Here is a 23,620-nt window from a genome sequence, read left to right as displayed (position 1 = left end):
ATCATGGAAAAGAAGAATGTAATCGTCGTTGGTGCAGGATTCGCAGGTCTAACGGCAGCGCGCGAGTTGCAAACCGCTGGAATTGACTATCACATCGTGGAAGCACGCGACCGCATTGGTGGCCGTGCGTGGACGGATGACAGGCTCGGACGTCCGTTGGAGATCGGTGCAACCTGGGTGCACTGGCATCAGCCGCATGTCTGGTCCGAAATCACTCGTTATGGCCAGGACATTATCGCTTCGCCCGTTGTAGATACCGCCTACTGGTATGCCGGCGGAGAGCTGAAGTCTGGCACGGAGGCAGAAATGGATGCCAAATTGGCTCGGCCGATGGAGAAGATCTTCGAGAATTCTCGCGAATTCTTCCCAGAGCCGCACAAGCCGCTGCTTGTGCTGGATGAAAAATTCGGTGCATCCCAAGAGTTAAAGGATGCTTTCCTCGCTGCAGATCAGGCTGGAGTTCTTGACGCATTAGAAGACGGTGACTTCACACAAGAAGAAAAGGACTTGTGCAATGCTTACTGGTCGGCCGGGTACATCGGGTACCCAGAACAGGGCTCCTCTTTGATGGCCAAGCAGTGGGCAGCCTTGTGCGATCACCGTCTTTCCTTGGTGGATGAGCAAACGCTGCGATACAAGCTCGTCAATGGCATGCGGGGTATCTACGGCAACATTGCAAAAGATCTGACCGGAGAAATTCGTTTAAACACTGCGGTGACGGCGATTGAGCATGGAGAAGATTCAGCCACCGTTACATATGCGGACGGTACTTCCGAAACGGCAGACGCGGTGATTGTCACGGTTCCGGTCGGTGCGTTGGGGAACATTACGTTTACGCCAGGGCTGCCCGAGGGCGCGCAGAAGACTGTCGAGCAGAAATGGAACTCAACTGGTTTCAAGGCGTGGATCAAGATCAAGGGGCACCACAATATTTTCGGCTACGCGCCTCAGCCGGCCGTTGTGTCTGTGCTGCGTTCGGAGTACTTCGAAGATGACGACACGACCATTTGTGTCGCCTTCGGCTCCGATCACGAGAAGATTGATCTGGAAAGCATTGAGGATGCCCAAAAGGTCGTTGACCAGTGGCGCCCAGATCTTGAGGTTGTTGGTGTCACCGGTCATGACTGGGTAGCCGACGAGTACTCCGGCCAGGCCTGGGCCACACTGCGGCGAGGCCAGTTCACGGAGGGGTGGCACCACTTCCGCACTTCCACTTCCTCGTTGCACTTCGCAGGAGCCGATTGGGCTTCCGGTTGGCGTGGAGTGGTTGTTGATGGAGCCATCGAAACCGGAATCTCCACCGCACGCGAGGTCATCAATAAGCTGCGTGGTTAGTCGCTGGCCGCCGCTCGGTACGCACTCGGCGACTTGTGGAACTCCGCCTTGAAGATGCGTGAGAGGTGCGAGGGATCGTGCAGGCCATAGCGGGCGCTGATGTGGCTGATTGATTCCTCGGAGTGCCGCGGGTCGACGAGTTCTCTGCGGATGTGCTCTAGGCGCCTCGTTCTGATGTAGCTGCCTACAGAGAGGCCCTGTTCGGAGAACTTGGCGTGGAGGTGGCGCACTGATACGAAGAGTGCTTGGGCGATGGTGCTGGGGCCTAGGTCCGGGTCGCCCAAGTGCTTCTCGATGTAGGCGGTGGCCTGGTTGAACAGAAGTGTGCCTGCAGAGGGTTCGTCGGCGACGTCGGAGGCCAAGACTGACACCAGCATGGTCAGCGCCGAGCGGACTAGGGCCGTGGCATGCGGGCCCTTCAATAGGTCCAGGTTCTTGGCAAGCTGTTCAAAGAGGGGCACGGCCACCGCGCCGAGGCCGTGTGAGCGTGAGATCGGATTCGCGGTGAGGCGTTGGATCTGCGCGGGTGAGATGTCGAGGAAGCTCTGCGGGAAGTGAACAATGAGGGTGTTTTGTTCCTCCGGATAGCGCAGGGTGTAGGGCCGCTGGGTGACGTATAGCGCTAGGTCCCCTGGGCGAAGCTCGCAGGTTCGCCCGTCCTGGCTCATGGTTGAGGAGCCTGTGATCTGCAGACTGAGCTTGCAAAAAGGGACTTCGTCGGTGGAAACCTTGTATCGGTTCACGGTGTGCGGGGAGGTGTGCATATCGAAGAGGGATATGTCCCCCACCTTCGTTGAGCGCAGCGTGGCGTGAAAGGAAGAGGGGTCTTCGGCGTCCACGTCGAGTTGTCCAAAAGAATCGGATGACGCGGTGCGCCACGACGCGATATCGAAATGTTCAACGGCGGAGGAAGACATAACTGGAATCATATCGTGAGAACTGGCACATTTTTGGACAAATTGTGTGCACGCAGAGTCAAGACGACATGTGTGGTGCAGGTAACATCCTAAACAAAAGTATCTTTTGGGCTTTGCTCGCGGGGCCCTCGACTTCCTTGAAGGAGATCTCATGACTCAGTTCGCTACGTACGCTGATCTGCTCAACGCCATCACGGACGAGAATGGACGCGACATCCTCAACCCCGCCACAGGTGAGGTCGTTGGCCGCGCCCCAGAAAACACCGTAGAGGACCTCAACGCTGCAGTTGAGACCGCACGCGCGGCACAAAAGGACTTTGCCAAGCTGAGCGACGAAGAGCGCTGCGAGCTGCTCACCAAGGCCGCCGCCGCCATCGACGCCAACGCTGAAGCCCTCGTTGAGCTTCTCTCCCGTGAGCAGGGTAAGCCGCTCAACGGCCCGAACGCCCGCTTCGAGGTCGGCGCCTGCTCTGCGTGGCTGAATGCTACCGCCTCCTTCGAGCACCCCAACTACACGGCCGTTGATGATGACATCACCGCCACCGTTAACTACCGCCCACTCGGCGTCGTTGGAGCTATTGGCCCGTGGAACTGGCCGATGATGATCACCATCTGGCAGATTGCGCCGGCGCTGCGTATGGGTAACGCGGTCGTCGTCAAGCCCTCCGAGTACACCCCGCTTTCCGTACTGGGCCTGCTCAAGGTCGTGAACTCCGTGCTGCCGGAGGGCATCCTGCAGGTTGTCAGCGGCGCCGGTGAGGTTGGCGCGGCGCTGACCACTCACGAGGGCGTCGATAAGATCATGTTCACCGGTTCCACCGCCACCGGCAAGAAGATCGTGGAGGCCAGCGCCGACAACCTCACCCGCCTCACGCTGGAGCTCGGCGGCAACGATGCCGGCATCGTGCTGGATGATGCCGACCCGAAGGAGATCGCCGGCGACCTTTTCTGGGGCGCGTTCATCAACACCGGCCAGACCTGTGCGGCGATGAAGCGCGTGTACGTGCCGGAGTCGCTGTACGACGCCGTCTGCGAAGCCCTCATCGAGGTGGCCAAGGCCTCCCCGATGGGCGTGGGCCTGGAGGAAGAGAACGTGCTCGGCCCGCTGCAGAACAAGCAGCAGTTCGACATCGTGGACAAGCTCGTCAACGCCGCTAAGGACTCCGGCGCCCGCGTGCTGCTGGGCGGCGACCCGGACTACGACGCGCCGGGCTACTTCTACCCCACCACCCTGGTGGCGGATATCGACCCGGATAACCCGCTGGTCGTCGAGGAGCAGTTCGGTCCGGCACTGCCGATTATCAAGTACACCGACCTCGACTGGGCGATCGAGCAGGCCAACAAGCTGGACGTGGGCTTGGGCTCCTCCGTGTGGTCCTCCAACCGCGAGCGCGCTCTGGAAGTTGCTGCTCAGCTGGAGGCTGGCACCACCTGGATCAACAGCCACGGTGCCGTGGATCCGCGTGTGCCTTTCGGCGGTATCAAGTCCTCCGGCTACGGCGTGGAGTTCGGCACCGAGGGCCTCAAGGGCCTGGCCTACCCGCAGATCATCAACGGCTAAAACCGCCATGGCGCTGCTATTCTTAGCGCCATGAGCACCGCCAAAGTCCCGGAGATCGAGTACGCAGCCTTCGACGCCATGAAGGAGGTTGCGTCCTCGCTGAAAGCCGCCTACCTCACTAGGGCTGCTGAAGCAGGCAACGATGTTGAATCACAATGGTGGATTCGTCAGAATTGGCTGGTAGAGGACATAGTCAGTGGTGTTGATTCAACCGACATTGAAGCCATCCGCGCCGCTGCGGCTCTCTTTGCGCAGCGGCTTGAAGCCCTCTCCTCCGAGCACAAAGCGGCATAGCTTATGCTTTCCGCCGCTGATTTCCCCGTTGATCCACAAGTTATGGAGCAACGGCTAAAGACTCTGCAAGCCAGCTACTTTGGCCGATCGAATACTCACAGTCCGTCTGTTCCAGAAGTCATTTATGTGGCGGGGCAGCCAGCGTCAGGCAAATCAACGGCTATTGAATCTGTAAAGAATGGTCATGCGGTCCTTGATTCCGATGAGGTTCGGAAGCTGCACCCCGCCCTCGACGAGATCATGGAGCGCGACCCCCTGCGCATGGACGTGCTCACCAATGGACCGGTGCCCTATTGGATGTCCTCGCTGATTGAGTATGGCCGGCAGCACGGGCACTCTCTCATCATTGAGAACACGCTGTCCAACCCGGAATTCATCGCAGGAGAGATAGCCAAGTTTCGCTCCGCGGGTTTCCGCGTGAGGGTCGTGGGCTTGGCGGTGGCGCAGGAGGTCTCCAGGCTCGGTGTCGTCCAGCGCTACCTGGAGGCGCAGCGCGTGAGCCGCTATCCGCGCTGGACAAATGAGGTTTCCCACACGTCGGGCTTTAAGGCCATCGTCCCAGGGCTTCAAGCGATTGCCCCGCTTGTCGACGACCTCGAGATCCGCAGCCGCGATGGCCGCACTTTGAGCGGCATCGAGGATATTGAGGCTGAGCGCGCAACCTGGTTCGACTCCCCCGCTGTTCGGGCCGACTGGCGGGCCCGTTTTGACAGCTGTGACTTGAGTGGGCTTGAAGCTGAGAAGCTCACGCAAAACCTCGTGGCGGATGCAGAGCGTATCCGCGAACTTTAAGGCTGTGCCCGTTGAAATCTTAGGTTCACCCACAGTTCCCGTGCCTGCACGCATCGAGAAGGACCAGGTGGTGAACTCGAATGACTCGCCTGGTCCAACGTGTGTGTGCGTTCGGCGCGTGGTTTAACCCTTATAAGACTTGCCGGTTACAGCCTCAGCGTTTCGCTCGTGCAGCCCGCAGGCCGTTCAAGATCACGATGACTTCGGCTACTTCGTGTACCAAGACGACGGCGGCCAGGCCCAGTACACCGCTGATCGCCAGTGGCATCAACACGATGATGATGGCCAGAGACAGCACGATGTTTTGGTTGATGATCCTGCTGCCTCGGCGGGCGTGCTGCAGCGCCTGCGGGATCAGCCGGAGGTCGTGGCCAGTGAAGGCGACGTCAGCGGACTCGATCGCGGCGTCAGAGCCGGTTGCTCCCATCGCAATGCCCACCGTTGCGCCCGCCAGTGCCGGCGCGTCGTTGATGCCGTCGCCGATCATCGCCGTCGGCGTCTTGGAGGAGAGTTCGGCGACGATGCTTGCCTTGTCCTCCGGTCGCAGCTCGGCGCGCACGTCGTCGATTCCGGCGATTTCAGCCAGCGCCCGAGCGGTGCGAGTGTTATCACCGGTGAGCATGCTCACTTCCACGTCGTTGTCGTGCAGGGACTGCACGGCATCGGGCACCTCGGGCCGCAACTCGTCGCGCACTCCGATCGCCCCGGCGAGAGCGTCATCGACGGTGACTAGGACGCAGGTCTGGCCTTCGGACTCCATGCGCTCAACGTCCGCCTTCAGTGGCCCGGCGTCGATCCATCGAGGGCTGCCGACCAGCACCCGTCGGCCTTCGACGGTGCCGCCGATGCCATGACCGGCTTCCTCGCTGATATCCAAGGCGGTGGGCGCTTCGGGCTCCGCTGCCACGATCGCCGCGGCGAGGGGGTGCGTCGATTGCTGCTCAACCGCCGCCGCGAAGGAAAGCACCTGCGCCCGATCGAATCCTTCTGCCGGGACCACTCCGGTAACCTCGGGCTGGTTGCGGGTAAGGGTTCCGGTCTTGTCTACCGCTAGGTGACGGATGCCGCCGAGTCGCTCGAACGCCGCGCCGGACTTGATGACTACTCCGAACTGGCTGGCCGCGCCGATCGCGGCCACGACCGTCAGCGGCACGGAGATTGCCAGCGCGCACGGCGACGCTGCGACCAGGACCACCAGCGCACGGGTGATCCAAGTCTCGGGGTCGCCCAACAGCGAGCCGATCACGCCGACCAGCACCGCCAGGATCATCACCCCGGGCACGAGAGGTCGGGCAATCCGGTCGGCGATCCGGGCGCGGTCACCCTTCTCCGCCTGCGCCTGCTCGACGAGGTCGACGAGTGTGGTCAGCGAGTTGTCCGTTCCAGCTGCGGTCGTCTCGACCTCCAGCACACCGGCGGAGTTGATCGCTCCCGCGGGTACCTCGTCGCCGGGCGCAACCTCCTCCGGAATGGATTCTCCGGTGATCGCTGAGGTGTCAAGGCTGGAGCGTCCGGACCGAATGATGCCGTCCGTGGCGATCCGCTCCCCGGGGCGTACGACCATTAGCTCGCCAACCTCAAGGTCCTTCGCAGTGACCTCGGCCGTCGTACCGTCGCGCAGCACGGTCGCGGTTTGTGGTACCAGCTTCAACAGTGCCCGCAGTCCGCCTTGGGCTCGGTCCATCGCCTTGTCTTCAAGCGCCTCGGCGATCGAGTACAGGAACGCCAGCGCCGCGGCCTCTCCGACGAAACCAAGGATCACCGCGCCGACCGCGCTGATCGTCATAAGCAAACCAATGCCGAGCTTGCGCTTCGTGACAAGGTTCCGGATCGCTCCAGGTGCGAACGTGTAAGCGCCTAACAGCAGGCCAAGCCAATACAGTACCGTTGCGGGCGTCTCCAAGTCGGACCAGTCCAGCGCCAGTCCTGTAATGAGGGCTACGCCGGAGAAGATCGGTAGCAGTAGCTCGGGGTCCTTCCACCATGGCCGATCGAGCTCTTCGATCTCCGTGGCGGGTTCGTGTTCGCATCCACATGCTGAACTCATGCGTCCGTTCCTTTCTCGCCGCAGCCGGGCACCGAGCACTCATTGTCGATGCAGGGGGCATTCTCGTCGACGGCCAGCGTCGCGTTGACCAGCGCTTCGAGCGCCGCCGCGAGGTGCGGATCGGCAATTTCGTAGCGGGTCTTACGGCCCTCCGGCTCAGCGACGACGATGCCGCAATCGCGTAGGCAGGACAGGTGGTTCGAGACGTTCGAGCGAGTCAGATCCAAGCTTTGCGAAATCTCGGCCGGGTAGCCCGGACCGTCGAGTAGGGTCATCAGGATTCGGGAACGCGTCGGATCAGCCATGGCCCGGCCGAGCCGGTTCATAACGTCGAGGCGTGAAGCAATAGTCAGCATATGCTGAACAATACAACGTGTGCTGAACTATTCAAAATGCACTGAACTGACGGTTACGCGTAGGTCCTGCGACCTGCAGGAATTAGTCGATGGGATAGCAGATGACTGATCCGTTGTGGTTCGGCTGTCACCCAACGCGGGAGCGACGTGGGCGGCGAGGTTCTCCAGAATCTTCACGTTGACGTCCACGCCATCCCGCAAAACCTTTACGTGTTTCCATGCGCCCATATGTTCTCTGTGTGCTGACGTAATTACAGTTTTCTGATTGTTGCAGGCTAACGAGAAAGTAACTTTGCAACTACATACCGTGGAGTTCAAATTTAACGTGTAGCGTTATTGACGCTTCGCGTTATGGGGGATAGGGTCAAGCAGGATCCAGTCGTTCGCTGACAAGGACACTGAGCGTCTGTGGAATCGAGAGCGGATTCCCCCGGGAAACCGGCTCGAGGCGTTGAAAGGTGATCGGCGGGGACAGAGGAGGTTGAGATCGTTGACTACCACTGACAAGCTCCCTCCGGTTCACCCCGGTGAGATCCTCATGGAGGACTTTCTCAAGGAAATGGGGATCACCCAGCACAAGCTCGCCGTCTCCATTGGCGTTCCGCCCCGCCGGATCAACGAGATTGTCCACGGAAAGCGGGCTGTAACCGCGGACACTGCTCTTCGCTTGGCTAAGTTCTTCGGAATGAGCCCCCAGTTCTGGCTCGGGTTACAGGCTCAATATGACTTGGACGTGGCGGAAGACAAGATCCTCTCGGAAATCGAGCGGATTCAACCGGTCCAAGCTGTCTCAGCGTAGCGGTTACCCGAACCAGGTCCGTCTGCGTGAGGATATGCACGCGGATGGTTCGAACTAGGGAATTTGGGGCCGCCGTCGCGTGGACTTGAGTTCCGAGCGCCGCTTTTTCGCTTCGAGACGGCGTCGCACCGAGCTCTGCGTCGGCTTGGTCCTGCGCCGCGGAGGAGGAGGCGGAGCGAGCGCCTCGCGCAAGAGGGCGGCCATGCGACCTCGTGCCTCGGCGCGGTTGCGTACCTGCAATCGCTGGGTCGATGCGGTAACGGTAAAGACGGTGCCGTCTAGGCGGTGCTCGTGGTTGTGGAGGACGCGGCGACGCTGGGCGTCGGAAAGCGATGAGCACGTAGCGATATCGACGGAAAGCTGCACTTTGCTGTCCGTAGTATTGACGCCTTGGCCGCCTGGTCCCGACGACTTCGCGAACCGCTCCGTCAGGTCGGCGGCGACGATGACCAGACCCCCGGGGATCCCTGGGCCAGGCGCGATGGTCAGGTCGTTCATACCGCCCAGCTTAGTTAGAGATGTTTCCGGATCAGACCCGCCGTGCGAGATCAGGGTAGTGTACGACCACTCCGTCACCGTCGACCTCCAACTCGACGTCGACTCCCCGTGTTCCGCTTTCGTATCGGACAGTTTCAGCATCGACGGAGCTGTAGTACTGGTCTGATTCGATCACCTGGAGGGACGGCATATCAATCCAAGCCATGATCAGCTGCGTTTTCGGAACCTGAGTCTCAAGCAGCGTCAAGCGACGAATGGGCATTGTGTTGGTGAGAGGGCACAGGCCGAGATCGCAATCGAGTGCGGCTTTCAGGTCGGCTGACTGGACGATACCGGGGGAGGGCAGATCTTCAGGCTGGGCGCCCTCTTCATTGGTTTCCGCCGACCACACGCCTTGCTCGGACCTAAACAGCTCGAGGCTTCGCCCCCATCCGTCGCCTTCAACGTTCACCGACACACGTTCGGTCACCCAGTTCTCCGCGGCGCGCAGCTCCCACGTGGCCTCGTATCCATCGCCGTATTGCACTCCGGAAGCGGTCAAACCGGCTCCTAAAAAATGAACTGCGGCCTCGTTCCGGATGAGGGGAGTCTCGACATGCTCCCACTTATACGTGCGCTCCATGGTGAGGGTTTTACCACGCTCGATGGTGCGAAAAGGCAGGTAGCTTTCGATTTGGACCACGTACCGAGGACGAGGCTTACCGGCAGAATGGTGTATTCAGTAAGTCCGCGACGCAGAAGAATCCCATGGATGAGAGCACGGCCCACACGGCCGTTGCCGTCTGCAAATGGGTGAATCGTTTCGAACTGAGCGTGAGCAATCGCGGCTTGGATGAGAGCACCGTGCGAAGCACCGTCGAGGTAAAGGCACAGGTCTTCAACGAGGTCACGGACTAGGCGTGGGGGCGCTGGGATGAACTCGGCCCCAATGGGTGTGTGGTTACTTCCACCGATCCAGTTTTGAATAGTCCGAAGTCCAGTGGGAATGGAGCCCTTCTCCCCTATCAACTCTCTTTGAAGCTTTTCGAGAAGCTCGACAAAGATTGTCGGTTCGGTGGCAAAGCTCTTCTCAATGGAACGCAGAACGGTAAGGTTGCGGGCAACCTCTTCCGCGCTTTTCCTTAAAGCCGCGGACTTCCTTAAAGCCGCGGACTTCCTCCTTTTGGGCGAGTTCCGCGAGGACAACCTTGTCGACGTTGGGCGCAATACCTTCAATGCGTGAGGAAGAAATCGCCTCAGAACGCATGAGTAAGCGGGCCACAGACTCCAACTGGCCAGAAGCAGCATGACGGTTGAGATCCAAGATCTCTCGCTCGATACGTGCTGCCCGGCTGGTGAGCTCTGGGGAAAACTCCATGCCTTACTTACAAAATGGTCAGGGACATAGACCTAAAAAGGGCCTCCGGCCTTATCGCGCCGGGGAATGCCGGAGCCTGATTCGGGGATCCAGCTCTCGGTAACGTAGTGAGGCTTGTAGAGGCTATCCATTCGTCAGACAGCAAATGAGTGGTTGGATAACTCTTATCCAACCACTCATTGCGGTTTATGCGCTAGATAAAGCTTAAACATACGGGGTTTCAGGGCCATAATTTGGCCTCAATGAGAATGTCAATGACACCTCAATGGGAAGATCAATGAGAACTCTTGTCATTGAAGAGGAATGAAGTTAGCATTGAGCCGTCATTGTTAACATTGAGGGCGGGTATTCATCGTGAACAATTGGTCCGAGAATCAGCTGAGAGAGCTATTGGCTGAGCTTGAGTTGCGCGGCGGTGATTCAACAACAGTCGAGGTCAAAACCGCTCAAGGGGGCATTCCGGACTCTCTACCGCAGACATTGTGTGCGTTCGCAAACATGCCGAGTGGCGGCCTTATCATTCTCGGTGTCAATGAGAAGGAAGGATTCATTGTCACTGGCATTGAGAATCCTTCGGAGATGGAGGCTGCTCTGGCCTCGCAGGCGCGTCATGCCATCACCCCTCCAGTCACAGTGCATACCGACAGTGTGGCAATAGATGGCACGCATGTCGTGATTGCGGAGGTTACGGGTCTTCCGATTATTGATAAGCCTGCTATCTACAGGGGAGAAGCGTATCTTCGAATGGCTGATGGGGACTACCGTATGAGTGCCTCGGAGCTGCGCATGATGGACGTGGCAAAGCTGCATGCCGAAGAGGCAGTGTCCTATGACACGACGATTGTGGAAGGCACGAGCCTTGCAGACCTAGATAGCGACGTGGTGCAAGATTTCTTGGTTCAGGCGCGGAAAAAGAATCGGCGACTATCGGGACTTACTCAAGATGAGGACGTCTTACGGGCGCTAGCGGTGACGACCGCGACTGGAGAGCTGACGCTTGCTGGCCTGTATGCGCTGGGTTTCTATCCCCAAGGGCATTTTCCCTCCTTAGCAGTAACGGTGGCGCAAAGGCTACCAAATGGTTCGAAGCACGGGCGAGTGTTGGGGTTGGAGACCTTTGAGGGGCCCGTTCCGGTGCTGTTGAACTCGGTAATGGGATGGGTAAGGCAACGTTTAGCCGCCGTACGGCGATATCGAGAGGACGGATCAATGGTGGAAGTTCCTGAACTTCCCCTTCCGGCCATTCGAGAGGCCGTGGCTAATGCATTGGTGCACCGTGATCTTGGGCCAAATACGTTGGGTGCGGGTAAATCGATTGATGTCCGCCTATTACCGGACAAGATGGTTATCTCCAGTCCAGGAGGCCTACGGGATCTGACGGTTGAACAGCTCAAGTCGAGAGATCTGGCGCGCCAGGAGATTAACCAGCGGCTCTATAGACTGTGCCGATATCTCAAAGCAGACGATGGCTCTTTTGTTATTGAGGGCGAAGGCGGCGGCGTGCAGCTCATGCTGGATGCCGCGCGAGAGCAAGGACTACCGGAGCCTGACCTGATAGATTCTGGCGTGCAATTTACGGTGAAAATGTGGCGGCCGGACACTCGTGGAGAGGCCCGTATCTGGGAGCCACTACGCAAGGAGGAATCAGGCACCGGCCCGGAACGACGAGTGGATGCACCAGTGACCTTGGAACGCCTGGGTGTTAACGCCCCGCGCGTAGCGGAGGCGCTGCGTACGGCGGCACAACCGCTGTCTATCGGCGAAATAGAAACAGCCACAAACCTTACTCGAGCGCAGGTCCGATATGCGCTGAAGTCACTGGTGAAGGCACGATTCGTGCGTATGGATGGCACGCGCGGTTCACAAGCGACAACCTATGAATGGCTAGCTAACCGCGGGGCTGCAGACGCTTAACCAGCTGATCGTGGTGAACGGGGGCGAGGCAGCCGGCGTCGACGACGCGCCGGGCTAGGTCCTTGTCCCCCATCTTGGCGGCGAAGGCCATGCCCATGGTGATGTCATGGTCGGGGCGGCCGATGAGCGTGATCTCATCGCCGGGATTGATGCGGCCCGGCTCGATGATGCGCAGGTAGGAGCCGCAATCGCCGCGCTCAGTAAAGGACTTAAGCCAGCCGGGCTCGTCCATCCAGCCGGAGAAGGTGGCGCAAGGCTGGCGCGGGATAGAGACTTCGAGCACGCACTCCCCCACCTGAATGCGCTGGTTGATGAGTATATTCGGCCAGGAAATCCCCTCGGTGGTGAGGTTCTCCCCAAAGTAGCCGTCACGCAGAACGCGGTTGAGCGTGCCCTCCCAGTAGTCAAGCTCCTCGCGGGCATAGGCGTAGACGGCTTTCTCGGCGCCGCCGTGGTGAGCGTGGTCACCGATGGAATCCCCCACCACGCCGGAGCCGTCACCGTAGGCGGGCCCGGGGACCTCCAAGTCCAGGAAGGGGCGCGGCTGCTTATCGATGCCCGTGTACTCGTGCCGCCCGTGCGGCTCGGGGCGGCGGACAGCGACGTTCGTGGAGATAACTTTCATGCTCACTCATTGTGGCACACCTCACGCGCTTATACGTCGCGATCGCGGAAGAGAGCTTCGGCGGTCACGAGGTCGTAGAAGAAGAGGCGGGGGGCGAGGGGGAGGACGTCGGCAAGCATAGGCATGTCCTCCTTGAGCAGGGGGCTTTCCATGATGATGTCGTTCGCCGCGGCGCGAGACGCCAGTGCGAAGGCATAAGAGATGTAGGGCATCCACGCAGCGGCATTGAGCTCATCAGCCGTGTTTCCGCTGGCAAAGGCGCCCAGCGCGATAAGGGTGTGGCTGACGGACATGTCAACGCCCGCGTTTTGTACCAGCGAGGCCAGTGCCGTGGCGTCCTTGCGCAGGTGCTCGATGGTGCCCAGCGCATCGAGTGCGCCGTTGTTGGCAAAGCACTCGCGCAGCGCGGCGACGCGGCCAGCCTCCCCCATCAGGTCATCGACGGGCGGTGTGGGGCTGTGAATGGTCGCAGCATTCAGCAGCATCGGGCGGGTCAGGCCATCGGCGCCGGATTCGCGCACGGCGTTCAGCTCCGCGTTCTCGCTGGCGGAAGGATCGAGCAGGAGATCCAGGTAGCTATCGGCGCTCGACTCGGCGGTGGGCTCCAGCGGCGAGTGGAACAAGCGCGTGCGCGCGAGCGAGCGGGCCTGCTGGTTCACGCTAACGCCAGTGCGCGCTAGGGCGTGGAGCGCGTCCTCCGGTTGGGCGCGAAGGCGATCAATCGTGCTGTCGAACATCGCCTGCAGCTTCGGGTTCGGGCTGCGCTGCGAGAGCACGTGAAGCGCGCGGAAGGTGCCCCACAGCTGTTCCGGAGTCCAGTCCTTTGAGGCCAGAGCTGCGGGAGAGCCTTCCGGCGTGATCACGATGGAGGCGCTGGAGGGGCGAGCGGGGGCGGCGAGGTTGGAGTCGGCGCGGAGCTCGCGGACGTCGACAAGCAATGAGCCCTGCTCAGCGAGGTCGGCGGGCAGTTCGAAGCCGTCTTCGGTTGCGGTGAGCTGGGTCGGTGCAACTGTTGGTTCAGCCAATGGCCAGGCCCAACCCACTACTTCTGCCGGTGGCTCAGCGTTCTGTTCGATGACAATGTTGGCATCGGCATCGAGAAGGCCGCGGCTGACGAAGGGGGACTTGCGGACGGTGGCCAGCGCCGCATAGATCAAGCTGGTGGATGCGGAAGCCTCGTACTCGACGATGCGCCGCTCCAAGCTGCGGGCCTGGTGGGCCGCGCGCTCCTCCGCTGGAAGGGAATCCAGGTAGTCCTCATAGGACAGTGTGGACCACATGAGGAAAAGCTCTGCCGTTGGCTGCTTGCGCACGGCGTTGGCCAGCGCGGCGTTGGGGACGGCGAGGCTGGTGACCGCCTGCGTCGTCTTTGAGGTGCGCGCCAGTTCCTTGATTTTCTGCCGGCCGTCGATGGTGACGAACTTCGCCAGCGGCAGTGGGCGCGGCGAGTGGACGGTGAACATGTCATCCTGATCGAGCTGGCCGGCGAAAATAACCGGTTTATCGGAATGCTCAGTGGGTTCCAAGCCGATGCGCTTGACGCGGCTAAACAAGGCCTCGGGCCAAACATCGAATTCCAGCTCATAGCCGGCCTCACTGGCTACGACCTCGCGGCGAGAGACCTCGGTGTCCTCGAGGGTGCGTAGTCCCTTCTCCAGCGCGATGGGCTTCTTTGGCGGAGAGGCCAGCGTGTAGCTGAAGGTTGAGTGCGCACCGAGGGCGTCGATGATGCGGAAATCCATGCCGCGCGGGCCGTCGTTGGTGGCGCGCATGTGGAGGCCCTCGGCGAGGGAGATGAAGCGGACGTCGACAAGCTGCTCGTCGTGCCACAGCGACACCTTGTAGCGGCCCACCCACGGGTCTTCGTAGAGGTCACCCGGGAAAGGTTCGGCGATGCCTGCGTCGAAGGTCTGCTCCGAAATCTCCTCCTGTTCGCCGCCGAGGGGCGCGTAGGTGAGATCGATGCGCCACTCCCCTTCCGCAATGAGGTGCACGCGCGGCGATTTGGTGAACACGGGCTCGTTGTCGAGGCCCCGGGCGTTGGGCAGGATGGCGACGTCAAAGTCCCACTCGAAATCGCCGTGCTTGGCGACGTCCACCGGCTCCCTCTGCGGCACCCTGACCTGATCCGGCAGCGGGCCCGCTTCCCAGCCGGCCCAGATGCCGAGGGGCTCAGCGGCCTCCAGCGTGCCCTGCGGCGCGATGAGCGTGGTGCGGTCATAGACGATAAACGGCGCCTCATCGGTGATGCCGGTAAAGGTGACGGTCTCGATGAGGTCCTCGTCGCCATCGCGCAGGGTGACTTCGATGCGGGTAAAAGGCCCAGGGATGCCGACTTCCAGCGGCTCTTCGGTGGCGAATTCGCGCACTGAGTGCGGGCGGTCGATGAAATGAGACTTGACCACCCACCGCGGATCCGTCAGGTCTGCCTCTGGGTAGGTAGCGGGCAGCTCCAGCATGAGGATGTTGCTGCCCCGGCGCAGTGAAATCCGGGGGCCCTGCTCGACGATGTCAGTAGTGACCACAGGTGTTGTGGGAAGTGAATAAATCTCCGCGCTCATTTGCCTCATCATAGGACACAGCGGGGTGCGGTTGCCATGTTGCTGGTAGACGGCCTTGTTGTCCTATGTGCAGGACAGGTGTCCTAAAGATAGGACAGATGGCTATAGTGGGGCTATGGACGCACTACAACTCCTCAAGAAAAGCCCGCTGAGCCTTAGTGAAATCTCGCGGCGCTCGGGAGTGTCACGAAATACGCTCAATCTGTGGTTGCGTGGGGCAGCTCAACCGAGTTTGGCCGGGTTGGACAAGGTAATGCGCGTGCTCGGATACGAGGTTTCCGTACAGGTGCACCGCATGAGCGATGCCGCCGCCGCGACAGCCGCCCGAGTTCTCCTGGGGGAGCTCAGCAGCGAAGAACCAGACGTTAAAGCCTGGATTGACCGCTTCGTGCAGTGGGGCGACGCTCCGGCCGGCGGCGGTAGCTACCGGGCTCTTATGGAACGGGCCGCGTGGGCGTCCAATCCTTATGGCCGCCAGGGTGCTCTCCATTTTTTACCGGCGAATCCCATAACGCTTGCCTCAGCGGTTGATGCGAGCGGGCAACCGTGGGCGATGTCGGGAGCATGTGCAGCTCAACGAGTCGCGGGGCAGATCGCTGGTGCAGGAGAACCTCAATCAACATTGATCTGGTGCACAAATCCAGCAGAGATCGTGCCTTCGTTGCCCACGCGGATTCGTGCCAGTGCTGAGCCCGTATCCGGAGGGATCACCCTCGTGCCAGTGGCTGGTGAAGAGCTCACGGGCGCAACAAAAGAATCAGGAATACACTACGTATCACCGCATCAACTTGCTATTGATGTGTGCGCAGAAAACTATGTGGGAGGGGCATAGGTGATGAGAAGAGCGACGAGCCGAGTGAGCTGGGAGCACCACGAGCGACCTCACATTGTGGAGTTGGGGACCGAGCGCGCGTTATTTCGACTCACCAAGCAACTTCCTGACTTGGTGTGGAATGCCGCCGCGCTGGAAGGAAACACTTTCACCCTCCCGGAAGTTCGAACCCTGCTAGATGGCATCACTGTGGGCGGAAAGGCACTTGCTGAACAGCAACAGATCTTGGACTTGTCAGAAGCTTTCAACCTGCTCCACGAGCTGGTCCTCAAAGAGGAATGTGCGGTGGATAAAGCCACCAGTAACGCACTCCATGCCGTGCTAGCAAGGAACGAGGCCCTGGACGCTGGTCTTTTCCGTGGTGAAGGCCATGTGGAGGGAGATGGCGGTGGAGTGCGGCTCATGGATGGCGGGTTCATCCCTTTCGACCCTGCTGATGAATTGGGTGAAGCTCATGCCGATTTGCTGGTCTCCCTTCAAGGGCTTGAAAACCCAGTCGAGCAAGCGTTGGCCTATTTCTGCTCTGCCACGCGTAGCCAGTTTTACTTCGATGGAAACAAGCGAACCGCACGGCTTGTGGCGTCAGGCCTCTTGATGAGCAATGGCTACGCAGCACTTAATATCCCTAATGCGAGAAGGCTGGAATTCAACCTTGCCCTCGATGAACTGTTCCGATCCGATGACGCCACGACGCTGATGGATTTCCTGTACGACTGCCTAGAGGAGTCCTCCCAGTAAGCGCAGTCGGCCCTCCGCTTCCGAAGCGGAGGGCCTACGTGGGGGCTGAATGCTCAGCGCATCCTTTAGTGCATAGTGCTGTAGTGCTTAGCGGAACATCTTCTGCAGAGCGGAGAAGTCAGCCTTGACCACGCCGACAGACTGCAGGAATGCGGCGATGGCGCCGAGCAGGGCAGCCACAACGCCTGCGCCCAAGAAGCCGGCGCCGACGGGGTGGCGTGGCTAAAAGGAACAGAGTTGACGACACCAGCGGACTTGTTGTGGTCAATTGCCTGCTCGGAGATTTCTTCAGGGAGTGGCCGTATGGGGACTTGCCCAGAACACCGTTGACGTCGGCAAGCACTGCGTGGACACCATAAAACGACAAACGGTGAACCCCAGGAGGTGGGATTCACCGTGGTGAATGAATGAGCGGATTAGGCCATCTGCAGGGTGGTTATGCAGGTTGCGCCCTCCTCGGAGGTGTCCAGTGGGACCTCGCCGGTCTTGCCGTCCTGTTCGATGGTGATGGTGCCCTTTTTGTCGGCGGGCAGCCAGTAGCCAATGAAGCCGTTGTCGAACGTCGTCGTGTCCTCGTTGACCAGCTCGTTTCCTTCATCATCCGTGATGGTGACATGGATGTCTTCCTTGCCGAGCTCACCAGTGCAGGTGGTCAGGGAGTGGTTGAAGCAGTCATGGGTCTGGGTCATGTACGGCGCGATGGAGACGTAGAACTTGTCCTCCGGCAGCGGCAGGGAGGCCTGACCCTGTTCAGTAGCGAGGATGAGCTCGTTCGGGCGCACGGATGCGAGGAGATCGCTATTGCGCTCGTCCTTGGACTGGCGGTCCAGCTTGTCCACAATTTCCTGGCCATCCAACCCTTCGAGATCGAACTCGGCGAGGATCTCCTCGGCAGGCACCTGTTGGATGTCAGTGCTGGAAGCGGCGCTTTTCGAGGCTTCGCTCGGTACGGGGCTCTCCGTGGAGCAGGCGGACAGGGTGATGGCTGCGGCGCAGGCGGCAGCAAGAGAAATGAGGCGTTTCATAAGTCTTCCGAATAGGTCCGATTGTGTTGACCCAAGCCTATACCCCACCGGGGTATCAATCAAAGAAATGAGAGAAGGATCATCTTTTTGCGCTACGCAGGCTAAACTTTCCATATGTCTGATACTTCGGCCGCAATTTTGCCGCCCTGCCCCGAATGCTCCTCCGAGTACACCTACGAGATGCCGCCGCTTATCGTCTGCCCGGAGTGCGCGCACGAGTTCTCCGCCGACGCTGCCGGTGCTGACAGCGATTCGGCCGCGGAGGCAGCCGCCCTCACCATCGTCGACTCCGTGGGCAATGCGCTTGCCGACGGCGACACGGTCACCATCACCAAAACCCTTAAGGTCAAGGGCGTTCAGCAGCCACTCAAGGCTGGCACGAAGGTGCGTGGTATCCGCCTCAACGTCGATGTCGGCACCGGCCAGGAAGACCACAACATCGATTGCCGGATTGATGGTTTTGGCGCGATGAAGCTCAAGCCTGCTGTGGTGAAGAAGGTTTAGCGAAACCTCTATGACCGTTATTGGTGGTTGTCACTGTGGCGAGGGAAGAACAGTAAAACCTTGAGACTGAGCAGCGGCGTGGAGCTGTTTGTCGTAGGTGAAAAAGGTCAGGGTGAGACCGGCGTCACGGAGGAGGCAGGCGCTTGCAAGGTGGATAGCATCCAGGGAACGAACGCCGGTCAGCGAGCACGCTCGGCGAATGACCTCATCGCTGATGCCAACTTTGGAGACCCCTTCCGTGATCTTCAGGTAACCCGTGCCGGTGAGGCCACTGCGCTGCCACACTTTAGATAACTCGATGTCAATGAGCGCAGAGGAAAATAGCTGCTGGTCTTCAAGGAGTGCAGCGACTTCAGAGCTTTCGCGTTCGGGCAAGGCCAACTTCGCTAGTGCCGAAGTATCGACGTAGATCATCACAAGCGGTCTTCCCTATCCAGTAGCGATACAACGTCTGTCCCAGAAGGCAGATAGTCTGTGGTGCTTGGCCGTGAGTAAGGCTTCGGGTTGTGGCTCAAGATTCCGGCAGCTACTAACTGCTCCACGGGGCTATCTAGAGATGAAATGGGAACAACGCGAGCAATGGGCCGATTGCGGTCAGTGATGACCACGCTTTGACCTGTAGCGGCTACTTCGCGAACGATGTGGCCAGAACGCTGGTTGAGTTCGCGCAAAGAAATGTTGGTCATCGCAACAACCGCCTTTCCTGATTATCTGCTAGAAGTGTGCCTTCTCATTCATTGACTGGTGAACCTTGGATAGCAAAATGTAGAACAGTAGAACAATGGTGATTTTAGTGGCGATGCCTAGGGAGAACAAGGGGGCGTCGCCAGTAGCGTGACCGTGCTGCGAAAAAGGACGCGGTCTAGCTGGGGCTAACTGGGGTGATGTCCGTGCGGTGACTACACTGTCAAAGCATGACTAACCCGAGCGATAACACCACCCACCGCTACACGCCGGAGCTCGCCGCGCAGATTGAAAAGGCCTGGCAGCAGTACTGGAAGGACAACGGCACGTTCAACGCGCCGAACCCAGTCGGTCCGCTCGCGGAGGAGGGTAAGGAGCTTCCCGCGGAGAAGCTGAACATCCAGGACATGTTCCCCTACCCTTCGGGAGCAGGCCTTCACGTGGGCCACCCGCTGGGCTATATCGCTACGGATACCTACGCGCGTTATCAACGCATGCTGGGCAAGAACGTCCTGCACACGTTGGGTTATGACGCCTTTGGCCTGCCGGCGGAGCAGTACGCCATCCAGACGGGTACGCACCCGCGCACCACGACGGAGGCGAATATCAAGAACATGCGCCGCCAGCTGGGCATTCTGGGCTTAGGCCACGATCCGCGCCGCTCCGTGGAGTCCACCGACCCTTCCTTCTTTAAGTGGACGCAGTGGATCTTCCTGCAGATTTATAACTCCTGGTTTGATGAAGAGCAGCAGAAGGCGCGCCCGATCTCTGAGCTCATCAAGGAGCTTGAGGTAGGCAAGCGCACCACCAAGGACGGCCGCTACTACGCGGATCTCAGCAAGGAAGAGCAGCGCCACGCGCTCGACGAATTCCGTCTAGTGTACCTGTCCAACTCCACCGTGAACTGGTGCCCGGGCCTGGGCACGGTGCTGGCTAATGAGGAGGTCACCGCGGAGGGCAAGTCCGAGCGCGGAAACTTCCCGGTCTTCCGCAAAAACCTGCGTCAGTGGATGATGCGCATTACCGCCTACTCCGACCGCCTGCTCGATGACCTGGAGCTTCTGGATTGGCCGGAGAAGGTCAAGTCCATGCAGCGCAACTGGATTGGCCGCTCCCGCGGCGCGGAGGTCACCTTCCACGCTGAGGGCTACAACATCGACGTCTTCACCACCCGCCCGGATACTCTCTTCGGTGCGGAGTACGTGGTGCTGGCCCCGGAGCACGAGCTTGTCGACGCCCTCCTCTCCCCCATCCCTTATGACGATGATGTGGATGAGCGCTGGACCTTCGGTCATGATGATCCGAAGGAGGCCGTGGAGGCCTACCGCGCGTCCATCGCCGCGAAGTCCGACCTGGAGCGCCAGGAGAACAAGGAAAAGACCGGTGTCTTCCTGGGTACCTATGCCACCAACCCGGTCAACGGCAAGCAGGTGCCGATCTTCATCGCAGACTACGTCCTGACCGGCTACGGCACCGGCGCCATCATGGCGGTCCCGGCGCACGATACGCGTGACTATGAGTTCGCCACGGTCTTTGGGCTGCCGATTACTGAAGTGGTTGCTGGCGGCGACATCACCAAGGAGGCGTACACGGAGTCCGGCAAGGCCGTAAACTCCGCCAACGATTCCCTGGACATCAACGGTATGTCCAAGGATGAGGCCATCGCCGCCATCATTCCGTGGCTGGAGGAACAAGGAGTAGGCCGCGAGAAGATCCAGTACAAGCTGCGTGACTGGCTGTTTGCCCGCCAGCGCTACTGGGGCGAGCCCTTCCCCATCGTCTACGACGAGGCCGGCCAGGCCTACCCGCTGCCGGAGTCGATGTTGCCCATCGAGCTGCCTGAGGTGGAAGATTACAAGCCGGTGGCCTTCGATCCGGATGATGCCGATTCCTCCCCGCAGCCGCCGCTGGCCAAGGCCCGCGAGTGGGTTGAGGTGGAGCTGGACCTGGGTCTTGGGGATGGCCCCAAGACGTACTACCGCGACACCAACGTCATGCCGCAGTGGGCAGGTTCGTCCTGGTACCAGCTGCGCTACATCGATCCGACGAACGATGAAGTCTTCTGCGATCTGGAGAATGAGCGCTACTGGACGGGCCCGCGTACAGAAGAGCACGGCGCCAACGATCCGGGCGGCGTTGACCTCTACGTCGGTGGCGTTGAGCACGCTGTGCTGCACCTGCTCTACTCGCGCTTCTGGCACAAGGTGCTCTTTGACCTGGGCTTTGTAAGCTCCAAGGAGCCCTACCGCCGCCTGTACAACCAGGGCTACATCCAGGCCTACGCGTACACGGATTCCCGCGGTGTCTACGTCCCGGCCGCCGAGGTAGTAGAACGCGATGGCGCGTTCTACTACGGGGATGAGAAGGTCAACCAGGAGTACGGCAAGATGGGCAAGTCCCTGAAGAATGCCGTGGCCCCGGATGACATCTGCAACGACTATGGTGCCGATACCCTGCGCGTGTACGAGATGTCCATGGGCCCGCTGGATACCTCCCGCCCGTGGGCGACCAAGGACGTGGTGGGCGCGCAGCGCTTCCTGCAGCGCCTGTGGCGCTTGGCTATCGATGAGAACTCCGGCGAGCTGTCCACGACGGACGCCGCGCTTTCCGACGATGACCTGAAGCAGCTCAACCGCACCATCGCCGGCGTGCGTGACGACTATGAGAACCTGCGCCTCAACACCGTCGTGGCCAAGCTCATCGAGTACGTCAACTACCTGACCAAGACCTACCCGAAGGGAGCGCCGCGCGCGGCCGTTGAGCCGGTAGCGCAGCTGGTCTCCCCTGTTGCCCCGCACATTGCGGAGGAGCTGTGGAAGCGCTTCGGTCACGAGGAGACCATTACTTACGAGTCCTTCCCGGAGTTCGATGAGAAGTACCTCGTCGACGATGAGATTGAGGTTCCGGTACAGATCAACGGCAAGGTCAAGGCCCGCGTCATGGTGCCCGCCGATGCCGACCAAGCCACCGTCGTGGGCGTGGCAAAGAGCGATGAGCGCATCGCCGAGCTGACCGCCGGCAAGAACGTGGTCAAGGAGATTTACGTCCCGGGCCGCATGGTCAACCTGGTGGTGAAGTAAAACCAACGTGGCTCCGTTAGATGGCGGCCGCAACTGCCCTAGTTGACGAAACCAGCGCCCTTCCAGCGAAGGATCGTGGGGAAAATTGTCAGTTAGGGCAGTTTTGCGCCTAGGCGTGTACCTTCGTCACTCCCCTCGCAGCGCGCAACGTCTGCGTGCCTCCATTGACATGCAGGAGGCAACTGACAAAAGGCGTCTTACAAAAGGCATCAGTCAAATGGCATTTTCGCGACCAAAAACGCCATTTACTCAGTGCAGATGGCGTTTTTAGACCCAAAGATGCCTTTTACCAGATGCCTTTTGCAGGACGCCTTCCTGACCTAGGCGGATTTAGTGCGCAACAATCCCACCTCACCGCCGAACAACACCAGGGAGCAGTGTTATGAGTGTCGTCTACATGGTCGCGGCTTGGAGCTAATCCAGCTCTTGGTTCAGCTCCTCGCGCACCTTGGTGATGATCGCGCCGAGGAAGCCCTCGCACCCATCGGTGATCATGGGAAACGTGGAATCATCCTCAAGGACGCCCAGCGTGAAGAGCAGGTCGCGGGTGATGGCGTGCGTGTAGTCGTATTCCGGGTTGAACTCCCACTCGCCGCGGAATAAATGGACTAGTTCGAAGGACAGTTGAGGAATGCCCTCCGGTTCGGCGTAGGCATAAGGAATGTTGTTCAGGACGACCTGCGTTGCCCAAAGCGGATCGCTCATGGCCTTGCGGCCATACTTGGTGAGCTTGATATCCGTCGTCGTGGTCTTGATCCAATCCAAGTCCGTCAAGAAACCCCGCAAGTTCAGCAGCGGCTGGTGGTAGTCCTCGCGCTTGACCTCATCAAAATCATTGGGGCTATTTAGTCCCTCCTTGAGGCGCGCGACGGCCGCCTGCTTGAGGTAGCCGGCCCCGGTCAGGCGTGGATATTCCTCGATGACCTCGAGGTATTCGCGTATACGCTGGCCTACGTGGAGGGCGGTGGCGTCGTCAAGCGCCGGCAGCTCATAGTCGGGGCGCAGCTCCGGGTAGGCTTCGTGGATGTCCGCGCGCCATTGTTTCAGCAGCTCCGGGGACGGCACGGGGATGTCCTCGAAGGGTGTGGAGCGGAAGGGATCGAGCGGGAGATCCCCAGGAAGCGCGGGCTTGGTGCCGCCCTCGAGGTTGGCGGCCTCCGTGCCCATGGTGGCCAGGCGCTGTGCCACTGCTGGCGGGAAGAACGTGGTGAGGCGTTGGTGGATTTGGTCCAGTGTGTAGTTGGGGAAGAGCGCGAAGATGCGCTCCATACTATCCGTGGGCACGGCCATGTAGGCCATGGTGGCCTGGACATCGAGGACCACCTTGAACATCGCCTCGGCACTTCCGAGGTCACTCATCAGATCGGGGCCCTCACCAGCGATAAGCGCGGGAAGGCCCATGACGACGCGCGAACTATCGGCCACGCTGATGCTGATATTCCAGGCGCCGTCCGAGGGGTGGTAGTGCGCTACCTCCCGGAAATTCTCGAAAAAGTCCTGGTCAATGATGCTGAGGACGTCGATTGGCGTGCCTTCCTCACCCACGAGGATTCCCGGATGAGAGGGCTCGAGGCCCAACGCGGCGTGAACGATGATCATCATCTCGCCCACGGTGAGTTCCGCGGGGGCGGCGACGAAGCGGGACGTGGTGAAGAAGGGATTCTCCACGTCGATGCGGACGTTCCTAGCGAGGTTCATAGT

Annotated in this window: 23 protein-coding genes; 10 read left to right on the top strand and 13 right to left on the bottom strand. The window is 60.1% G+C overall.

What is annotated here, in order from left to right; genetic code table 11:
* Positions 1-3 precede the first annotated feature (3 nt).
* On the top strand, positions 4-1,335 hold the full coding sequence (locus M5J06_RS08765; RefSeq protein ID WP_102234305.1) for an NAD(P)/FAD-dependent oxidoreductase: 1,332 nt from the start codon (positions 4-6) through the stop codon (positions 1,333-1,335).
* On the opposite strand, the gene M5J06_RS08760 is transcribed toward M5J06_RS08765, so the two are convergent.
* Complete coding sequence (locus tag M5J06_RS08760; protein ID WP_102234306.1) at positions 1,332-2,252, bottom strand: AraC-like ligand-binding domain-containing protein; 921 nt, start codon at positions 2,250-2,252, stop codon at positions 1,332-1,334. The genes M5J06_RS08765 and M5J06_RS08760 overlap by 4 nt on opposite strands.
* A 151-nt stretch (positions 2,253-2,403) precedes the next feature.
* On the opposite strand from M5J06_RS08760, the gene M5J06_RS08755 reads away from it, so the two are divergent.
* The 3 genes from M5J06_RS08755 to M5J06_RS08745 are packed head-to-tail and all read left to right on the top strand — an operon-like array spanning position 2,404 to position 4,899.
* The gene (locus tag M5J06_RS08755; RefSeq protein ID WP_250224444.1) at positions 2,404-3,813 is read left to right on the top strand and encodes an aldehyde dehydrogenase family protein; all 1,410 of its coding nucleotides are present in this window, start codon (positions 2,404-2,406) and stop codon (positions 3,811-3,813) included.
* A 30-nt stretch (positions 3,814-3,843) separates the two neighbouring features.
* Positions 3,844-4,107, top strand: a complete 264-nt coding sequence (locus M5J06_RS08750) for a hypothetical protein (protein WP_070524133.1) — start codon at positions 3,844-3,846, stop codon at positions 4,105-4,107.
* 3 nt (positions 4,108-4,110) lie between these two features.
* Positions 4,111-4,899: a zeta toxin family protein gene (locus M5J06_RS08745; protein ID WP_250224443.1), complete on the top strand. Its 789-nt coding sequence runs from the start codon at positions 4,111-4,113 to the stop codon at positions 4,897-4,899.
* 154 nt (positions 4,900-5,053) lie between these two features.
* Here the strand turns inward: M5J06_RS08745 and M5J06_RS08740 are convergent, their stop codons facing one another.
* Positions 5,054-6,946 (bottom strand): heavy metal translocating P-type ATPase, encoded by a 1,893-nt coding sequence (locus M5J06_RS08740; RefSeq protein ID WP_250224442.1) that lies wholly within the window; start codon positions 6,944-6,946, stop codon positions 5,054-5,056.
* A complete protein-coding gene (gene cmtR / locus M5J06_RS08735; protein ID WP_070510053.1) occupies positions 6,943-7,302 on the bottom strand; it encodes a Cd(II)/Pb(II)-sensing metalloregulatory transcriptional regulator CmtR in 360 nt (119 codons plus the stop codon). The genes M5J06_RS08740 and cmtR overlap by 4 nt, the downstream gene beginning before the upstream one ends.
* 490 nt (positions 7,303-7,792) lie before the next feature.
* Between cmtR and M5J06_RS08730 the strand changes: the two genes are divergently transcribed.
* Positions 7,793-8,101 carry a HigA family addiction module antitoxin gene (locus tag M5J06_RS08730; protein ID WP_083279048.1) on the top strand — a complete coding sequence of 103 codons (309 nt, stop codon included), beginning with the start codon at positions 7,793-7,795 and terminating at the stop codon, positions 8,099-8,101.
* Positions 8,102-8,155: 54 nt separating this feature from the next.
* Here M5J06_RS08730 and arfB read toward each other — a convergent pair whose 3' ends face one another.
* The 4 genes from arfB to M5J06_RS12525 form a co-directional block, all read right to left on the bottom strand.
* Positions 8,156-8,599, bottom strand: a complete 444-nt coding sequence (gene arfB / locus M5J06_RS08725) for an alternative ribosome rescue aminoacyl-tRNA hydrolase ArfB (RefSeq protein ID WP_250224441.1) — start codon at positions 8,597-8,599, stop codon at positions 8,156-8,158.
* A 31-nt stretch (positions 8,600-8,630) separates the two neighbouring features.
* On the bottom strand, positions 8,631-9,221 hold the full coding sequence (locus tag M5J06_RS08720; RefSeq protein WP_250224440.1) for a putative glycolipid-binding domain-containing protein: 591 nt from the start codon (positions 9,219-9,221) through the stop codon (positions 8,631-8,633).
* Positions 9,149-9,607, bottom strand: a complete 459-nt coding sequence (locus M5J06_RS12530; protein WP_250224439.1) for a Fic family protein — start codon at positions 9,605-9,607, stop codon at positions 9,149-9,151. The genes M5J06_RS08720 and M5J06_RS12530 overlap by 73 nt, the downstream gene beginning before the upstream one ends.
* Positions 9,608-9,668: 61 nt before the next feature.
* On the bottom strand, positions 9,669-9,956 hold the full coding sequence (locus M5J06_RS12525; protein WP_250224438.1) for a Fic/DOC family N-terminal domain-containing protein: 288 nt from the start codon (positions 9,954-9,956) through the stop codon (positions 9,669-9,671).
* A 354-nt stretch (positions 9,957-10,310) separates the two neighbouring features.
* Between M5J06_RS12525 and M5J06_RS08705 the strand changes: the two genes are divergently transcribed.
* Positions 10,311-11,870: an ATP-binding protein gene (locus tag M5J06_RS08705; RefSeq protein WP_070533674.1), complete on the top strand. Its 1,560-nt coding sequence runs from the start codon at positions 10,311-10,313 to the stop codon at positions 11,868-11,870.
* Here the strand turns inward: M5J06_RS08705 and M5J06_RS08700 are convergent.
* A complete protein-coding gene (locus tag M5J06_RS08700) occupies positions 11,845-12,495 on the bottom strand; it encodes an MOSC domain-containing protein (RefSeq protein ID WP_250224437.1) in 651 nt (216 codons plus the stop codon). The two genes, M5J06_RS08705 and M5J06_RS08700, sit on opposite strands and share 26 nt — an antisense overlap.
* Positions 12,496-12,524: 29 nt before the next feature.
* The gene (locus M5J06_RS08695; RefSeq protein WP_250224436.1) at positions 12,525-15,056 is read right to left on the bottom strand and encodes a hypothetical protein; all 2,532 of its coding nucleotides are present in this window, start codon (positions 15,054-15,056) and stop codon (positions 12,525-12,527) included.
* Between the two features lie 115 nt (positions 15,057-15,171).
* On the opposite strand from M5J06_RS08695, the gene M5J06_RS08690 reads away from it, so the two are divergent.
* Together M5J06_RS08690 and M5J06_RS08685 are read left to right on the top strand one after the other, a co-directional pair.
* Positions 15,172-15,888, top strand: a complete 717-nt coding sequence (locus M5J06_RS08690) for a helix-turn-helix domain-containing protein (protein WP_250224435.1) — start codon at positions 15,172-15,174, stop codon at positions 15,886-15,888.
* Between the two features lie 24 nt (positions 15,889-15,912).
* Positions 15,913-16,626, top strand: coding sequence for a Fic family protein (locus tag M5J06_RS08685; protein ID WP_250224434.1), 714 nt, complete (start codon positions 15,913-15,915; stop codon positions 16,624-16,626).
* Between the two features lie 416 nt (positions 16,627-17,042).
* Here M5J06_RS08685 and M5J06_RS08680 read toward each other — a convergent pair whose 3' ends face one another.
* A complete protein-coding gene (locus M5J06_RS08680; protein ID WP_250224433.1) occupies positions 17,043-17,651 on the bottom strand; it encodes a CueP family metal-binding protein in 609 nt (202 codons plus the stop codon).
* A gap of 114 nt (positions 17,652-17,765) precedes the next feature.
* Here M5J06_RS08680 and M5J06_RS08675 point away from each other — a divergent pair, with 114 nt between their 5' ends.
* Positions 17,766-18,155 carry a zinc ribbon domain-containing protein YjdM gene (locus tag M5J06_RS08675; protein ID WP_250224432.1) on the top strand — a complete coding sequence of 130 codons (390 nt, stop codon included), beginning with the start codon at positions 17,766-17,768 and terminating at the stop codon, positions 18,153-18,155.
* Between the two features lie 30 nt (positions 18,156-18,185).
* On the opposite strand, the gene M5J06_RS08670 is transcribed toward M5J06_RS08675, so the two are convergent.
* Both M5J06_RS08670 and M5J06_RS08665 read right to left on the bottom strand, forming a co-directional pair.
* Complete coding sequence (locus M5J06_RS08670) at positions 18,186-18,569, bottom strand: type II toxin-antitoxin system VapC family toxin (RefSeq protein ID WP_250224431.1); 384 nt, start codon at positions 18,567-18,569, stop codon at positions 18,186-18,188.
* A complete protein-coding gene (locus tag M5J06_RS08665) occupies positions 18,569-18,841 on the bottom strand; it encodes a type II toxin-antitoxin system Phd/YefM family antitoxin (RefSeq protein WP_250224430.1) in 273 nt (90 codons plus the stop codon). Before M5J06_RS08665 ends, M5J06_RS08670 begins: the two co-directional genes overlap by 1 nt.
* A gap of 228 nt (positions 18,842-19,069) precedes the next feature.
* Here M5J06_RS08665 and leuS point away from each other — a divergent pair, with 228 nt between their 5' ends.
* Positions 19,070-21,919 carry a leucine--tRNA ligase gene (gene leuS, locus M5J06_RS08660; protein WP_250224429.1) on the top strand — a complete coding sequence of 950 codons (2,850 nt, stop codon included), beginning with the start codon at positions 19,070-19,072 and terminating at the stop codon, positions 21,917-21,919.
* A gap of 414 nt (positions 21,920-22,333) precedes the next feature.
* On the opposite strand, the gene M5J06_RS08655 is transcribed toward leuS, so the two are convergent.
* Positions 22,334-23,617, bottom strand: coding sequence for a hypothetical protein (locus tag M5J06_RS08655; RefSeq protein WP_250224428.1), 1,284 nt, complete (start codon positions 23,615-23,617; stop codon positions 22,334-22,336).
* Positions 23,618-23,620: the final 3 nt, after the last annotated feature.

Origin of the sequence: Corynebacterium intestinale, from assembly GCF_023574125.1 — a bacterium.
GTDB classification, from domain to species: domain Bacteria; phylum Actinomycetota; class Actinomycetes; order Mycobacteriales; family Mycobacteriaceae; genus Corynebacterium; species Corynebacterium hesseae.
The sequence above is the reverse complement of the archived record's forward strand: the minus strand, read 5'-3'. Positions and strand labels throughout refer to the sequence as shown.

Coding starts and splice junctions, on each gene's coding strand:
- M5J06_RS08675 (WP_250224432.1), top strand. CDS start 17,766: ATGTCTGATACTTCGGCCGCAATTTTGCCGCCCTGCCCCGAATGCTCC.
- M5J06_RS08745 (WP_250224443.1), top strand. CDS start 4,111: ATGCTTTCCGCCGCTGATTTCCCCGTTGATCCACAAGTTATGGAGCAA.
- cmtR (WP_070510053.1), bottom strand. CDS start 7,302: ATGCTGACTATTGCTTCACGCCTCGACGTTATGAACCGGCTCGGCCGG.
- M5J06_RS08655 (WP_250224428.1), bottom strand. CDS start 23,617: ATGAACCTCGCTAGGAACGTCCGCATCGACGTGGAGAATCCCTTCTTC.
- M5J06_RS08665 (WP_250224430.1), bottom strand. CDS start 18,841: ATGACCAACATTTCTTTGCGCGAACTCAACCAGCGTTCTGGCCACATC.
- M5J06_RS08765 (WP_102234305.1), top strand. CDS start 4: ATGGAAAAGAAGAATGTAATCGTCGTTGGTGCAGGATTCGCAGGTCTA.
- M5J06_RS08755 (WP_250224444.1), top strand. CDS start 2,404: ATGACTCAGTTCGCTACGTACGCTGATCTGCTCAACGCCATCACGGAC.
- leuS (WP_250224429.1), top strand. CDS start 19,070: ATGACTAACCCGAGCGATAACACCACCCACCGCTACACGCCGGAGCTC.
- M5J06_RS08695 (WP_250224436.1), bottom strand. CDS start 15,056: ATGAGCGCGGAGATTTATTCACTTCCCACAACACCTGTGGTCACTACT.
- M5J06_RS08690 (WP_250224435.1), top strand. CDS start 15,172: ATGGACGCACTACAACTCCTCAAGAAAAGCCCGCTGAGCCTTAGTGAA.
- M5J06_RS08740 (WP_250224442.1), bottom strand. CDS start 6,946: ATGAGTTCAGCATGTGGATGCGAACACGAACCCGCCACGGAGATCGAA.
- M5J06_RS12525 (WP_250224438.1), bottom strand. CDS start 9,956: ATGGAGTTTTCCCCAGAGCTCACCAGCCGGGCAGCACGTATCGAGCGA.
- M5J06_RS08680 (WP_250224433.1), bottom strand. CDS start 17,651: ATGAAACGCCTCATTTCTCTTGCTGCCGCCTGCGCCGCAGCCATCACC.
- M5J06_RS08670 (WP_250224431.1), bottom strand. CDS start 18,569: ATGATCTACGTCGATACTTCGGCACTAGCGAAGTTGGCCTTGCCCGAA.
- arfB (WP_250224441.1), bottom strand. CDS start 8,599: ATGAACGACCTGACCATCGCGCCTGGCCCAGGGATCCCCGGGGGTCTG.
- M5J06_RS08720 (WP_250224440.1), bottom strand. CDS start 9,221: ATGGAGCGCACGTATAAGTGGGAGCATGTCGAGACTCCCCTCATCCGG.
- M5J06_RS08700 (WP_250224437.1), bottom strand. CDS start 12,495: ATGAAAGTTATCTCCACGAACGTCGCTGTCCGCCGCCCCGAGCCGCAC.
- M5J06_RS08750 (WP_070524133.1), top strand. CDS start 3,844: ATGAGCACCGCCAAAGTCCCGGAGATCGAGTACGCAGCCTTCGACGCC.
- M5J06_RS08760 (WP_102234306.1), bottom strand. CDS start 2,252: ATGTCTTCCTCCGCCGTTGAACATTTCGATATCGCGTCGTGGCGCACC.